The sequence below is a fragment of the Paraburkholderia sp. BL27I4N3 genome, from assembly GCF_003386115.1.
In the GTDB taxonomy this organism is placed as follows: Bacteria; Pseudomonadota; Gammaproteobacteria; order Burkholderiales; family Burkholderiaceae; genus Paraburkholderia.
In genome coordinates, this window is sequence record NZ_QREJ01000001.1 from 3,878,368 (window position 1) to 3,891,767 (window position 13,400).

Annotated in this window: 13 protein-coding genes; 8 read left to right on the forward strand and 5 right to left on the reverse strand. The window is 63.6% G+C overall.

Annotated elements, in window-relative coordinates:
- The first annotated feature begins 28 nt into the window (after positions 1-28).
- Positions 29-1,114: an AI-2E family transporter gene (locus B0G71_RS17465; RefSeq protein ID WP_116143012.1), complete on the forward strand. Its 1,086-nt coding sequence runs from the start codon at positions 29-31 to the stop codon at positions 1,112-1,114.
- Positions 1,115-1,298: 184 nt separating this feature from the next.
- Positions 1,299-2,525: a PepSY domain-containing protein gene (locus B0G71_RS17470; protein ID WP_116143014.1), complete on the forward strand. Its 1,227-nt coding sequence runs from the start codon at positions 1,299-1,301 to the stop codon at positions 2,523-2,525.
- A gap of 80 nt (positions 2,526-2,605) precedes the next feature.
- Here B0G71_RS17470 and purU read toward each other — a convergent pair whose 3' ends face one another.
- The 5 genes from purU to B0G71_RS17495 form a co-directional block, all read right to left on the reverse strand.
- A complete protein-coding gene (gene purU / locus B0G71_RS17475; protein WP_116143016.1) occupies positions 2,606-3,475 on the reverse strand; it encodes a formyltetrahydrofolate deformylase in 870 nt (289 codons plus the stop codon).
- Positions 3,476-3,575: 100 nt separating this feature from the next.
- Positions 3,576-4,439 (reverse strand): DUF4743 domain-containing protein, encoded by an 864-nt coding sequence (locus B0G71_RS17480; RefSeq protein ID WP_116143018.1) that lies wholly within the window; start codon positions 4,437-4,439, stop codon positions 3,576-3,578.
- Positions 4,440-4,472: 33 nt separating this feature from the next.
- On the reverse strand, positions 4,473-5,087 hold the full coding sequence (locus B0G71_RS17485; RefSeq protein WP_116148686.1) for a LysE family translocator: 615 nt from the start codon (positions 5,085-5,087) through the stop codon (positions 4,473-4,475).
- Positions 5,088-5,144: 57 nt separating this feature from the next.
- Positions 5,145-5,711 carry an adenine phosphoribosyltransferase gene (locus B0G71_RS17490; protein WP_106282100.1) on the reverse strand — a complete coding sequence of 189 codons (567 nt, stop codon included), beginning with the start codon at positions 5,709-5,711 and terminating at the stop codon, positions 5,145-5,147.
- Between the two features lie 90 nt (positions 5,712-5,801).
- A complete protein-coding gene (locus tag B0G71_RS17495; RefSeq protein WP_116118916.1) occupies positions 5,802-7,805 on the reverse strand; it encodes a cation:proton antiporter in 2,004 nt (667 codons plus the stop codon).
- Between the two features lie 161 nt (positions 7,806-7,966).
- Here B0G71_RS17495 and kdsD point away from each other — a divergent pair, with 161 nt between their 5' ends.
- The 6 genes from kdsD (at position 7,967) to B0G71_RS17525 (ending at position 13,288) form a co-directional block, all read left to right on the forward strand.
- On the forward strand, positions 7,967-8,950 hold the full coding sequence (gene kdsD, locus B0G71_RS17500; RefSeq protein ID WP_106282103.1) for an arabinose 5-phosphate isomerase KdsD: 984 nt from the start codon (positions 7,967-7,969) through the stop codon (positions 8,948-8,950).
- Positions 8,950-9,510: an HAD family hydrolase gene (locus B0G71_RS17505; RefSeq protein WP_106282105.1), complete on the forward strand. Its 561-nt coding sequence runs from the start codon at positions 8,950-8,952 to the stop codon at positions 9,508-9,510. The genes kdsD and B0G71_RS17505 overlap by 1 nt, the downstream gene beginning before the upstream one ends.
- Positions 9,507-10,115: an LPS export ABC transporter periplasmic protein LptC gene (gene lptC / locus B0G71_RS17510; protein WP_012431662.1), complete on the forward strand. Its 609-nt coding sequence runs from the start codon at positions 9,507-9,509 to the stop codon at positions 10,113-10,115. Before B0G71_RS17505 ends, lptC begins: the two co-directional genes overlap by 4 nt.
- A 20-nt stretch (positions 10,116-10,135) precedes the next feature.
- Positions 10,136-10,807 (forward strand): lipopolysaccharide transport periplasmic protein LptA, encoded by a 672-nt coding sequence (gene lptA / locus B0G71_RS17515; protein ID WP_106282107.1) that lies wholly within the window; start codon positions 10,136-10,138, stop codon positions 10,805-10,807.
- The gene (gene lptB, locus B0G71_RS17520) at positions 10,804-11,589 is read left to right on the forward strand and encodes an LPS export ABC transporter ATP-binding protein (RefSeq protein WP_116143020.1); all 786 of its coding nucleotides are present in this window, start codon (positions 10,804-10,806) and stop codon (positions 11,587-11,589) included. The genes lptA and lptB overlap by 4 nt, the downstream gene beginning before the upstream one ends.
- A gap of 187 nt (positions 11,590-11,776) precedes the next feature.
- Entirely contained in the window at positions 11,777-13,288 is a 1,512-nt protein-coding gene (locus tag B0G71_RS17525) for an RNA polymerase factor sigma-54 (protein WP_116143022.1), read from the forward strand.
- Positions 13,289-13,400: the final 112 nt, after the last annotated feature.

The window sequence follows — 13,400 nt, forward strand, 5'->3', positions numbered from 1 at the left end:
CACAACTCGGTTGGAGACGGAATAAGCCATGGCCAAGCGGAATCAGGCGCGCGACGACGGGCAAGTGCAGGACCTACGCCCACGCCCGGTCAGGCTGACGAGCGACATGAGCCTGCCGAAGCTGTCGGCGGTTGAAATCGGCAGTTATATCGTGATGCTGTTCGGCATGTGGGCGGTCATCGAACTCCGGTTGCTCGGCGCGTTGCTCGCCGGGCTGCTGGTGTTCCAACTGGTTCACACCATCGCGCCGCGCATCGAGCGCCACATGTCGAGCAAGCGGGCACGCTGGCTCGCCGTCGTGATCCTGGCCACGGTGATCGTGGGAGCGTTGACGGGGCTCACGCTCGGCATCATCGAGCATTTCGAGAACGACGTGCCGAGCGTGCAGAAGCTGCTCGACCAGGCCATGCAGCTGATCGACCAGGCGCGCGGCCGGATTCCGCATTTCGTCGCCAACTATCTGCCGGTCGATACCGAACAGATGAAGACCAAGGCGGCGGAGTTGATGCAGACGCACGCCAACATGCTTCAGCAAAGCGGCAAGACCGCGGCGCGCGCGTTCACGCATATCCTGATCGGCATGATCATCGGCGCGATCATCGCGGTCGGCGCGCAGAAGCATATGCAGCGGCTGCCGCTATCCACGGCGTTCGTCACACGCGTGACACGTTTCGCCGACGCGTTTCGCCGCATCGTGTTCGCCCAGGTAAAGATCTCGGCGATCAACGCGGCCTTCACGGGCATCTTCCTGCTGGTGATTCTGCCGATCTTCCACGACACGCTGCCGTTGTCGAAGACGCTGGTGCTGGTCACGTTCATCGTCGGCTTGCTGCCGGTGATCGGCAATCTGATCTCGAACACGATCATCGTCGCGGTGGCGCTCTCGGTGAGCTTTCCCGCGGCGGTCATGTCGCTCGTGTTCCTGATCCTGATTCACAAGCTCGAGTACTTCCTGAACGCGCGCATCGTGGGCGGACAGATCGAGGCGCGCGCGTGGGAATTGCTGATCGCCATGCTCATCATGGAAGCCGCGTTCGGTCTTCCCGGCGTGATCGCGGCGCCGATTTTCTATGCGTACATCAAGCGGGAACTGATCTACTTGCGGTTGGTTTGAGGCGGCGGGAAGCGGGTCATCAGAACAGAAACAACGGCGCTTCGGCGCCGTTTTTCATGGGCGGCATGTTTACGGAGAACTTGCAGCCCAAGGCAACACTCCCGTAAGATGCGAACAATTCCCATTCGCAAAATCGAGTCGTGACACCCCTTTCGAAGTCCCGCTCCGTCGCGACGGCTCGCCCATGAGGCGTCAGCTCGTCCGTCTGCACCGCTGGTTCGGTGTCGCCACAGCGCTGTTTCTGTTCGTCGCCGGCCTGACTGGCGCGATCATCGCGTGGGACCATGAGCTCGATGCGGCGCTGAACCCATCCTTCTTCAAAGCCCGCAGCACCGGTCCGGCGCTGTCGGGCCTGGAGTTGGCGCGTCGTGTGGAAGCGGCCGATTCGCGTCTTCAGGTGACGTATCTGCCGCTCGCCGCCGAGCCGGGCCATACGCTGCAAATGATGGTGCTGCCGAGAACCGACCCGGGCACCCGGAAGCCCTACCCGCTCGACTTCAATCAGATTGCCGTCGACCCGGCCACCGGCGAGATCCAAGGGCGCCGCGAATGGGGCGCCGTGTCGCTCGCGCGGCTCAATCTGATCCCGTTCATCTATAAGCTGCACTACACGCTACAACTGCCTTTTACCGGCGGCGTGGATATCGGCACGTGGTTGATGGGGATCGTCGGCATCATCTGGCTGTTCGACAGCGTAATCGCGTTGTGGCTGTCGTTTCCGAGCGTCAAGGCATGGCGCAAGTCGTTCGCGTTTCGCCTCGGGCGCGGCGGCTATACGTTCACTTTCGATTTGCACCGCTCGGGCGGCGTGTGGATCTGGGGCCTGCTGGTGATCGTTGCGCTGACATCAGTCTCGATGAACCTCTCGGCGCCCGTGGTGCGCCCAATCGTGTCGCTGTTCTCGAAGCTCACTCCGGATCCGATTAACAACCCTCAAATCCTGCGCGCCCCGCAACCCGGCGACAAGGTGTTGAGCCGCGAGCGTATCGTGCAACTGGCCGAGCAGGCAGGCCGCGCGCAGAACCTCGGCGTCGCGCCGGGCGGCATCTACTACGCGGAATTCATGCATGCATACGGTGTCGGTTTCTACGCGACCGGCAACGATCACGGCGACTTCGGCCTCGGCGTTCCGTGGATGTATTGGGACGCGGCCACCGGCAAGCAACTTGGCGCACAGATCCCCGGCAGGGGTACGGCGGGCGATATTTTCGTGCAGGTGCAATTCCCTCTGCATTCGGGACGCATCCTCGGTCTCGGCGGACGGATTCTGATTAGCGCTGTCGGCCTCGCGGTCGCCGTGTTGAGCGCGACGGGACTGCTAATCTGGCTGAAGAAGCTGAGCGCGCGCCGCCGTTCGGCGCAGAACGCCAGTCTCGCGCGCGAAGCGGGCCGGTCCGCGGCGCGCTCCTGATCGCGGGCAAACAAAAAGGCGGCGCCGGAATTATCCGGACGCCGCCTTCCATACCGAGCCCGCTATCAACAGCTTTTCGCTTAGCGAAACACCACCGACTTGCTGCCGTTCAACACGACGCGATGCTCCACGTGCCACTTCACCGCACGCGCCAGCGTCACGCACTCCACGTCGCGGCCGATCGCCGTGAGTTGCTCCGGCGTCATGCTGTGGTCGACCCGCTCCACTTCCTGTTCGATGATCGGACCTTCGTCGAGATCCGTCGTCACGTAATGTGCGGTCGCGCCGATCAATTTCACGCCGCGATCGAACGCCTGGTAGTACGGCTTCGCGCCCTTGAAGCTCGGCAGGAACGAGTGATGAATGTTGATCGCGCGGCCGGCCAACGCTTCGCACAGCTTCGGCGACAGAATCTGCATATAGCGCGCAAGCACCACCAGGTCGGCTTGATGCTCGTCGATCACTTCGAGCACGCGCGCTTCCTGCGCGGCCTTCGCGTCGGGCGTGGCGCCCAGCAGCGGGAAATGATGGAACGGAATGTCGTAGCTGGCGGCGAGCTGATAGAACTCCTTGTGGTTCGAGATGATCGCCGGAATCTCGATACCCAGCTGGCCGGTGCGGTAGCGGAACAGCAGATCGTTCAGGCAATGGCCGATCTTCGACACCATGATCACCACGCGCGGCTTCACCGACGCGTCGTGCAACTCCCAGCGCATGCCGAACTGCCCGGCGAGCGTCGCGAACGACTCGCGTAGCGCCTCCAGACCCGGATCACCGCCCACCTGCTGGAAATGCACGCGCATGAAGAACTCGCCGGTGCGGCTGTCGCCGAACTGCGCGGAGTCGAGAATATTGCTGCCACGCTCGAACAGAAAGCCCGATACGGCGTGAACGATGCCGGGCCGGTCGGCGCACGACAGTTTGAGGATAAAGCTGTGATCGGTCGACATGACCTGGGTGACTCCCTTCTTCAATGCGTGGTTTGTTCGGTGTGTCTGGTTCGACGCAGCGCGCTTCGGCATGGTCGTCGCACGCGCATCGATGCGGCGCTCAGGCGAACACCGGCGGCACGAACAACGCCTCGATGCCGGTACACGCGTCTTCATCGATCCAGCGGCGGCGCAGCAGGCAATCCAGCGTGGCCAGGCTCGCGTCGACGGTCATGGCGCCCTCCTCGATCCAGCGCGCCGCTTCGTCGATACGCGCGAGCCGGTGTTCACCCACTTCGCCATCCTGATTGCGCGGCGCGAAATCGGCCGGCAGCGCGAGGTCGTAGATAAAAATCTGTTCGGCCTGCGTGCCTTCCGGCAACGATTGCAGCACATGCGCAGTGCGCCCCGCCACGGCGCGAGTGGCGATCTCCTCAGGGATGCCGGCTTCTTCCCAGCATTCCTTGACGATCGTTTCCGCGACGCCGAAGCCCCAGCCGATCCCGCCCGCCACGACATTGTCGAGCATGCCCGGGTCGGTCGCCTTGGTGTCGCTGCGGCGCGCGATCCACAATTGCGGCGCGCCACGGGGCGCCCCGCTATGCGCGTATTCTACGACGCCGTTCAGATGCACCGCGTAGGTCATCGTTCCGAAGAAGCGCGACGCCGCGCGTTCGATATACGCGAGCGGCGGCGCATCGAACGCATTGCGGATCGCGTAGGTCTCGTTGCGCCAGCCCGGAATGCGGTCTTCAGCGGCGAGCGCGCCGATCACGGAACCGAGCGCGGCGCTGCGCAAATCCACCGTATTGAATGCGGGCGCCAGAGTCACACGGCCGCTGTCGATATCGAACACATCGGGCCAGCGCGCAAGTAATGGCACATCGCCCGTGCGGATCCAGCCGACTTGCTCGGCGTCGATACAGAACGGCACATGCGCCTGCACGTCGAAGCGGCGCGCGGCGGTAATGCATGGCAAAGTCATTTAAAGCTCCAAACTAATGTCCGCGCCATCCCGTCAATCACGCAACGCGACGCGAATCCCGATTGCGATGAACGTGGCGCCGGCCAGGCGATCGAGCCACACACCGACACGCGGACGGCGTTTCAGCCAACCGCCGATCATCCCCGCGCACACGCCGAACAGCGAAAACACCACCACGGTCTGCAGCATGAAAAGCACGCCGAGTTCGAGCATCTGCAGCGTGACGCTTTGCGTGCCGTGCGGCTGCACGAACTGCGGCAGGAACACCACGAAGAATAACGTCACCTTGGGGTTCAGCAGATTGCCGAGCACGCTCTGGCGAAACACCGCCATCAACGGCTGCGGCGGGCGCTCGTGCGCGGTCGCGAGACCCTGGCTGCGCAGCGCCTTGATGCCGATCCAGATCAGATACGCGGCGCCGGCCAGTTTGATGGCTTGGAAGGCCACTGGCGACGAACGCAGCAACGCGGCCACGCCGAGCGCGGCGAGCGTGGTGTGAAACGTGATGCCGGCCGCAAAGCCGAGCGCCGCGACGAGCCCCGCCGCGCGGCCCTGCGAGATGCCGCGCGCGAGCACTTGCAGATTGTCCGGGCCGGGCGCCATGGTAATGGCGATCGATGTGGCGAGAAACAGCAGGAAGTTGGGCATCATTCTTACCTTCTTGTGACCAGAAAGAAGTTCGCAGCGGCTTTTGGCTGCGAGTGATCAGTGACCGTCGAATCGGGTCACCGTATAAAGCGCGAGGCCGCCCTCGCTGAGCAGCTTCGAACCACCGAGCTCGGGCAGATCGATGATCGCCGCGCCTTCCACGACAACCGCGCCGAGGCGCTCGAGCAGCATCTTGCCGGCCATCATCGTGCCGCCGGTCGCGATCAGATCGTCGATGATCACCACGCGGTCGCCCGGCTTGCAGGCGTCCTCATGAATCTCGACGGTCGCCGTGCCGTATTCGAGCTCATATGATTGCGCGACGCGCTTGTAGGGCAGTTTGCCCGCCTTGCGGATCGGAATGAAGCCGAGGTTCAGTTCATACGCGAGAATCGGCCCGATGATGAAACCGCGCGCGTCCAGCCCGGCAATGTAGTCCAGCTCGGCGTCGATATAACGCTGCACAAATAGATCGATCAGCACGCGCAGCGACTTCGGCTCCTGCAGGAGCGGCGTGATATCACGAAACTGCACGCCCGGCTGCGGCCAGTCGGGCACCGTGCGAATGTGGCTTTTGATGTAGTCGGCCGCATCGAGCGGCGCGCTCGCGAGCGCGTTGGACATGATGTCTCCGGATGGACCTCGACAGGTCCGATGAAAAACTAAACGAGCGGCGGCCCGGCAGGCTCACCCAGCCAGGCATGAGCGCAAATTTCAGGCCGCGGCGGCGCCCGCGCGCCGGTGTTTCGAGAGCCGTTCCTCGGCCTCCGCCAACTGTTCGGGCAGACCGCGCAGCACCACGATGTCGCTCGCGCGCAGCTTGGTGGACGGATCCGGCTCGACGCCGCGAATGCCGTGCCGGCGAATCGCCGTCACTTCCACGCCGATCTCGAACAGGCCCAGGTCCGCGAGCGTCCGGCCTACCGCGTCCGCGTTTTCGTCGACCGGCACCGATTGTAGCCGCACCTGTTCGTGGCCGTCGTCGTCGTCCACGTCGTCGGCGCCGTGGAAATAGCCGCGCAGCAGCGCGTAGCGTTCGTCGCGCATTTCCTCGACCCGCCGCACCACGCGCCGCATCGGCACGCCCATCACGACGAGCGTGTGCGACGCGAGCATCAGACTGCCTTCGACGATTTCCGGAATCACCTCGGTCGCGCCCGCTGCCAGCAGTTTTTCCAGATCGGCGTCATCGACAGTACGAACGATCACCGGCAGCGTCGGCTCCAGTTCGTGGATGTTGTGCAGCACGCGCAATGCCGACGGCGTATTCGCATAGGTGATCGCAATCGTTGCCGCCCGATGGATACCGGCCGCAAGCAGCGACTCGCGCCGCCCAGCATCGCCGAACACGACCGATTCACCCGCAGCCGCGGCTGCCGCGACACGATCCGGATCGAGGTCGAGCGCAACGTACGACAAACCTTCATGTTCCAGCATGCGCGCCAGATTCTGCCCAGCCCGGCCGTAGCCGCAAATGATCACGTGGCCGCTTTGTTTGAGACTCTGCGTGGCGATGCGCGTCATTTGCAACGACTGCATCATCCATTCGGTCGACGACAACCGCAGCACGATCCGGTCCGCGTTCTGGATCATGAACGGCGCGGCCAGCATCGATAGCAGCATGGCTGCGAGAATCGCCTGCAGCAGGGTGGCGTCGACCAGATGCTTGTCGAGAATCAGATTCAGCAGCACGAAGCCGAACTCGCCCGCTTGCGCGAGGCCGATGCCGGTGCGCATCGCGACGCCCGGCGACGCGCCGAACAGGCGCGACAGGCCCGTCACCATGATCGCTTTCAGCAGAATCGGGCCGATCAGAAAGCCGAGCACGATCAGCGGATGCTCCCAGATCACGCGCGGATTGAGCAGCATGCCGGTGGTAATGAAGAACAGCCCGAGCAGCACGTCGCGAAACGGCTTGATGTCTTCTTCCACCTGATGCCGGTACGGCGTCTCGGCGATCAGCATGCCGGCGATGAACGCGCCGAGCGCGAGCGACAAACCGAACTTGTCCGTGATGAACGCGCAACCCAGCGTCACCAGCAACAGATTGAGAATGAACAGTTCCTGCGAGCGGCGCCGCGCCACCACGTTGAACCAGCGCGTCATGAAGCGCTGGCCCACGATCAACAGCAGCGACAACGCCACGACGATCTTGATGGCCGCCACGCCGAGCGAACTGACGAGATCTTCGGAGTTGCCACCCAGCGCAGCGATGACGATGAGCAGCGGCACCACCGCCAGATCCTGAAACAGCAGCACGCCGAAGATATTGCGGCCGTGCTCGGTCTCGATCTCGAGCCGCTCCGCGAGCATCTTGCTGACGATCGCCGTCGACGACATGGCGAGCGCGCCGCCCAGCGCGACGCTCGCTTGCCACGTGATGTGCACCCAGCGCTCCAGCACGAAGCCAAGCGAGACCGCCACCGCGATCGTGCCGATCACCTGCAACAGGCCGAGGCCGAACACGAGGCGGCGCATCGAGCGCAGCTTGGCGAGTGAGAACTCCAGCCCGATCGAAAACATCAGGAACACTACGCCGAACTCGGCGAGGTTCTGCGCGCCCGCCGAGTCGGGAATCAGACCGAACGCATGCGGACCGACGACGATGCCCACCGTCAGATAGCCGAGCATCGGCGGAAGATTCAGAAAGCGAAACACCACCACGCCTGCCACCGATGCCAGCAGCAGGAACAGCGTCATTTCGAGGGGGGAAATCATCGGCAAAAACGCATCGGTAAAGCGTCCTCGTTCGTCAGCGGAACCGCGCACGAGAAACGCCGTGCGACAAGGTTGAGGGGCCGTTAAAGGCAGCGATAAAGACAGCGGCTCGGCACAGCAGGCCCGGCGCGGCGAACAGGCGCCTTTGCTATACTTCGCGAATGATAGCGAAAATCAATGGCGACCGGGCACTCGCGCTCGCTCGCGACGTGCTCGACATCGAAGCGGACGCCGTGCGCGCGCTTCGCGATCAACTCGACGATGGTTTCGTCGGGGCGGTCGACTTCATCCTGGGTTGCCGCGGGCGCGTGGTCGTTTCCGGCATCGGCAAATCCGGCCACGTGGCCCGCAAGCTCGCGGCCACGCTCGCCAGCACGGGCACGCCGGCGTTCTTCGTGCATCCCGCTGAAGCCAGCCACGGCGACCTCGGCATGGTCACCGCCGAGGACGTGTTCCTCGCACTGTCCAATTCCGGTGAAACCGAAGAACTCGTGGCGATCCTGCCGCTCATCAAGCGGCTCGGCGCGAAGCTGATTGCCATGACGGGCCGTCCGTCATCGAGTCTCGCACAACTGGCCGACGTGCACCTGAATTCCGGCGTAGCGAAAGAAGCCTGCCCGATGAATCTTGCGCCTACCGCCAGCACCACCGCCGCGCTCGCGCTCGGCGACGCGCTCGCGGTCGCGGTGCTCGACGCGCGCGGCTTCGGGCGCGACGACTTCGCGCGCTCGCATCCGGGCGGCGCGCTCGGCCGGCGCCTGCTCACTTATGTGCGCGACGTCATGCGTACCGGCGACCAGGTGCCGAAGGTCACGCCCGACGCCACCGTGCGCGACGCGCTGTTTCAGTTGACCGCCAAGCGTATGGGCATGACCGCGATCGTCGATCAGGATGAGCGCGTCGCCGGCATCTTTACCGACGGCGACCTGCGCCGCGTGCTCGAACGCGACGGCGATTTCCGCGAACTGTCGATCGCCTCGGTCATGACCGCCGGCCCGCGCACCATCGGTCCGGATCAACTCGCGGTGGAAGCCGTGGAACTGATGGAGCGCCACCGGATCAATCAGATGCTGGTCGTCGACGAAGCAGGCAAGCTGATCGGCGCACTCAACATGCACGACCTGTTCTCGAAGAAGGTGATCTGATGGCCATTGCTCCGCCCACCGCGACTGAACGCGCAAGCCGCGTCAAGCTGATGATTTTCGACGTCGACGGCGTGCTCACCGACGGCGGCCTGCTGTTCACGGCGGAAGGCGACACGATGAAGGGCTTCCATTCGATGGACGGCCACGGCATGAAGCTGCTGCGCGAGGCCGGCATCGAGACGGCGATCATCACGGGGCGCAAGTCGGGGATCGTCGCGGTACGGGCGAAAGAAATGAACGTCACGCACGTCTATCAGGGCGTGCAGGACAAACCTCAGGCGTTCGCGGACCTGTTGCAGCAAACCGGCCTGAGCGCCGAAGAATGCGGCTACATGGGCGACGACTGGGTCGATCTCGCCGTGATGCTGAAGGTCGGCTTTGCTGCCGCGCCGGCCAACTCGCATCCCGAGGTGATCGCGCGGGCCCATTGGGTCAGCGAGGCACGCGGCGGCCACGGCGCGGCGCGTGAAGTCGTGGATACGCTGCTGCGCGCGCAGCACAAATACGAAGCGCTGCTCGCGGCCGCCTGTAGCGGCGAACAGCGGGGCCTCGTCGGATGAACCAGTTTCGCCTGACGTCACTGATTCCGCTGGTCGCCATGGCTGCGCTCGCCGGTATCACGTGGTGGCTACTGCAAGCCACCCTGCCCCGGCAGAACGAAGGCGTGGTGCGTCCCAAAGAGCACACGCCGGACTACTTCGCCGACAACTTCTCGGTTTCCGAACTCGATCAGTCGGGCTCGACGCAGTACCGGCTGACCGCCCAATCGCTGATCCACTACGAAGACGACGAGCTGAGCGACCTGGTCAAGCCGGCCATGCGCGCGTTCCAGCCCGGCAAGCCGATCGTTACGGCAACCGGCGACACCGGCAAGGTGAACGGTGACGCGTCGATCGTCGATCTTTACGACAACGCACGCATCGTGCGGGCGCCCGGCTACGGAGATCCGCAGATGCAAGCGGATTCGCAGCATTTTAGGGTGCTGGTCAACGACGATGTGATCGAGACTGAAAAGCCGGTTAAACTTCAGCGCGGCATGTCGGTGATGACTGCCAGCGGCATGAACTACAACAACGTCACCCGGGTAATGCAGCTGTTCGGCAACGTGAAAGGCAACATCGCCCCGTCCGAAGCAGGCGGCAGCTCGCCCAAGCAACCCGGGTAATCCATTCCAGGCGTGACTGCATGAACGAATCGTTCCCCCGTTTTGATACCGGCCGCCCACGCACCCTGTCCGCGTGGCGCGCCGGACTCGCTGCGCTAATCGTCGCGTTGCCGCTTGCCGGCTTCGCGCCGCTCGCGCACGCCGACCGTGCCGACAAGGACAAGCCGCTGAACATCGAAGCGGACAACATGACTTACGACGACCTGAAGCAGGTCAACATCTTCACAGGCCATGTGGTCGCCACCAAAGGCACGATCGTCATCAAGGCCGACCGTGTCGAAGTGACACAAGACCCGCAGGGCTATCAGTACGCCACCGGCACTTCGAGCGGCGGCAATCTGTCGTACTTCCGCCAGAAGCGCGAAGGCCTCGACGAGTACATTGAAGGCACGGCTGTCCGTATCGACTACGACGGCAAGCAGGATCTGACTACGCTTACCACCAACGCTACCGTGAAGCGCCTGCAAGGCCTCTCCACGGTGATGGACCAGGTGCACGGCAGCGTTGTCACGTACGACGGCCAGAACGACTTCTACACGGCGAAGGCGGGCAAGGACGTCGCCGGCCCGGGCAACCCGACTGGCCGCGTGCGCGCCATGCTGTCGCCACGCAATGGCGGCGCAGCGCCGCTGAACGGCGCGTCGGCCACGCTTGCGCCGTCCACGACGATCCAGGGAGCCCCGAACCAGTGAGCACCTCAGCGTCCCTCCCCAATCGCAAGCCGGCCGGCACCAGCAGTTCGCTGGTGGTGCGCAACCTGAAGAAGCGTTACGGCTCGCGCACGGTCGTCAAAGACGTGTCGCTCGACGTGAAAAGCGGCGAAGTGGTCGGTCTGCTCGGCCCCAACGGCGCGGGCAAGACCACATCGTTCTATATGATCGTCGGCCTCGTGCCGCTCGACGCGGGCGAGATCGATCTGGACGGCAAGTCGATCAGCCTGCTGCCGATCCATAAGCGCGCTTCGCTGGGTTTGTCGTATCTGCCGCAGGAAGCTTCGGTGTTCCGCAAGCTGAGCGTCGAAGAAAACATTCGCGCGGTGCTGGAATTGCAGCACGAAGACAACGGCGCGCGGCTCAGCAAAGACGCCATCACGAGCCGCACGGAAGCCTTGCTCGACGAGTTGCAGATTGCGCACTTGCGCGAAAATCCGGCGCTCTCGCTGTCGGGCGGCGAGCGTCGCCGGGTCGAGATCGCCCGGGCGCTGGCTACCAATCCGAGCTTTATTCTGCTCGACGAACCGTTTGCGGGCGTCGACCCGATCGCCGTGCTGGAAATTCAGAAGATCGTTAAATTTCTGAAGCAGCGCAATATCGGCGTGCTGATCACCGACCACAACGTGCGTGAAACGCTCGGCATCTGCGATCACGCCTACATCATCAGCGACGGCAGCGTGCTGGCCGCCGGCGCGCCGAGCGAGATCATCGAAAACGAAAGCGTGCGGCGCGTCTATCTGGGCGAGCACTTCCGCATGTAAGCGCATGAGGGATTACCGGCCGTGCGAGCGCGCACCGGCCGGCCTCTCCATGCGGCAACCGCACATCCGCATTTTTGAGCCGGGCCGTCTTGCGCCCGCCGCCGCCCAAAACTGGCGCACGCGTAATTGCGAATGTCGCAAGGTATCGCGGTCGTGGCAAACTCTCTACAATGAATCTCAACTTGCCATGAAAGCCAGCCTCCAACTCCGCCTATCGCAGCATCTTGCGCTGACGCCGCAGCTGCAGCAGTCCATCCGGCTGCTTCAGCTGTCTACGCTCGAACTGCAGCAAGAAGTTGCAATGGCGATCTCGCAGAATCCGCTCCTCGAAAACGAGGACGACTGGATCGCGAGCCCGCTGCGCGTAGCGGCCGACGGCTCGCTGATCGCGCAGGCGCCCAACTCCTCCCCGCCGCCCGACCAGATGGGCGGCAGTACATCGTCCTCGTCCAGCAGCGAGCGCGCCGAGAACGGCGAGCCTCAGGGCGTCGACGAATACAACGGCCTTGCGGGCGACGGCAACGGCGACGCGTCCCAATGGAATCTCGACGACTACGGCCGCTCCGGCAACGCCTCTGACGACGACGACCTGCCGCCGCTGCAAATCCATGAATCGAGCACCTCGCTGCGCGATCACCTGATGGCGCAATTGCGCGTCACCCAGGCAAGCCAGCGCGACCGGGCGCTGATCACCTTCCTGATCGAATCGCTCGACGACGACGGCTACCTGGCCGCCACGCTCGAAGAAGTGCTGGCCGATCTGCCCGAAGAGCTCGAAGTCGACCTCGACGAAATGAACGCCGCGCTTGCGCTGCTGCATAGCTTCGACCCGGCCGGGGTCGGCGCGCGTTCCGCGTCGGAATGTCTCAAGCTGCAATTGTTGCGGCTCGATGGCTCGCCTACACGCACGCTCGCGCTCGACATCGTCGCCCACCATCTCGAACTGCTCGCGGCGCGCGATTTCACGCGACTGCGCAAGCATCTGAAGGCCAACGACGACGATCTGCGCGATGCGCACGTGCTGATCCGCTCGCTAGAACCGTTTCCGGGCGCGGCCTATGGCAAGGCCGAAGCGGACTATGTCGTTCCGGACATCATGGTGCGCAAAACGGCACAGGGCTGGCAGGCCGAGCTGAACCCGGAGGTGGTACCGAAGCTGCGGATTAATCATTTGTACGCGAATATTCTGCGCAATAACCGGGGCGATCCGGGCAGTGGTTCGTTGCGCCAGCAACTGCAGGAAGCGCGTTGGCTGATCAAAAATATCCAGCAGCGTTTCGAGACGATTCTGCGCGTGGCGCAGGCAATTGTGGAACGTCAGAAGAGCTTTTTTGTCCACGGCGAAATTGCCATGCGCCCCTTGGTTTTGCGGGAAATTGCTGATACGCTGGGCCTACACGAGTCAACTGTCTCGCGTGTGACAACCGGTAAATACATGCTGACCCCATTCGGGACGCTTGAATTTAAGTACTTCTTCGGATCACACGTTTCGACTGACACGGGCGGCGCGGCGTCTTCAACGGCGATCCGCGCGCTTATCAAGCAACTGATAGGAGCGGAAAACCCGAAATCTCCTCTTTCGGACAGTCGCATAGCCGAACTGCTGGCGGAACAGGGCTTCGTGGTCGCACGGCGTACCGTTGCGAAGTACCGTGAAGCGCTCAAGATCCCGGCAGTCAACCTGCGCAAGTCTCTGTAGCGCGCCCCCAAGCTGTCGCTTCGCACCAGCCCCCCCGAGGGGGCAAGACAACTTGGGGCGGCCCGGCGTTTGTCTTGAGCCCGTCGCCTTCCGCGGCGGGCATTTACCGGCC

What these genes read in the sequence shown, in the direction of transcription:
- B0G71_RS17465 (WP_116143012.1), top strand. Translation starts at nt 29, where the DNA reads ATGGCCAAGCGGAATCAGGCGCGCGACGACGGGCAAGTGCAGGACCTA.
- B0G71_RS17470 (WP_116143014.1), top strand. Translation starts at nt 1,299, where the DNA reads ATGAGGCGTCAGCTCGTCCGTCTGCACCGCTGGTTCGGTGTCGCCACA.
- purU (WP_116143016.1), bottom strand. Translation starts at nt 3,475, where the DNA reads ATGTCGACCGATCACAGCTTTATCCTCAAACTGTCGTGCGCCGACCGG.
- B0G71_RS17480 (WP_116143018.1), bottom strand. Translation starts at nt 4,439, where the DNA reads ATGACTTTGCCATGCATTACCGCCGCGCGCCGCTTCGACGTGCAGGCG.
- B0G71_RS17485 (WP_116148686.1), bottom strand. Translation starts at nt 5,087, where the DNA reads ATGCCCAACTTCCTGCTGTTTCTCGCCACATCGATCGCCATTACCATG.
- B0G71_RS17490 (WP_106282100.1), bottom strand. Translation starts at nt 5,711, where the DNA reads ATGTCCAACGCGCTCGCGAGCGCGCCGCTCGATGCGGCCGACTACATC.
- B0G71_RS17495 (WP_116118916.1), bottom strand. Translation starts at nt 7,805, where the DNA reads ATGATTTCCCCCCTCGAAATGACGCTGTTCCTGCTGCTGGCATCGGTG.
- kdsD (WP_106282103.1), top strand. Translation starts at nt 7,967, where the DNA reads ATGATAGCGAAAATCAATGGCGACCGGGCACTCGCGCTCGCTCGCGAC.
- B0G71_RS17505 (WP_106282105.1), top strand. Translation starts at nt 8,950, where the DNA reads ATGGCCATTGCTCCGCCCACCGCGACTGAACGCGCAAGCCGCGTCAAG.
- lptC (WP_012431662.1), top strand. Translation starts at nt 9,507, where the DNA reads ATGAACCAGTTTCGCCTGACGTCACTGATTCCGCTGGTCGCCATGGCT.
- lptA (WP_106282107.1), top strand. Translation starts at nt 10,136, where the DNA reads ATGAACGAATCGTTCCCCCGTTTTGATACCGGCCGCCCACGCACCCTG.
- B0G71_RS17525 (WP_116143022.1), top strand. Translation starts at nt 11,777, where the DNA reads ATGAAAGCCAGCCTCCAACTCCGCCTATCGCAGCATCTTGCGCTGACG.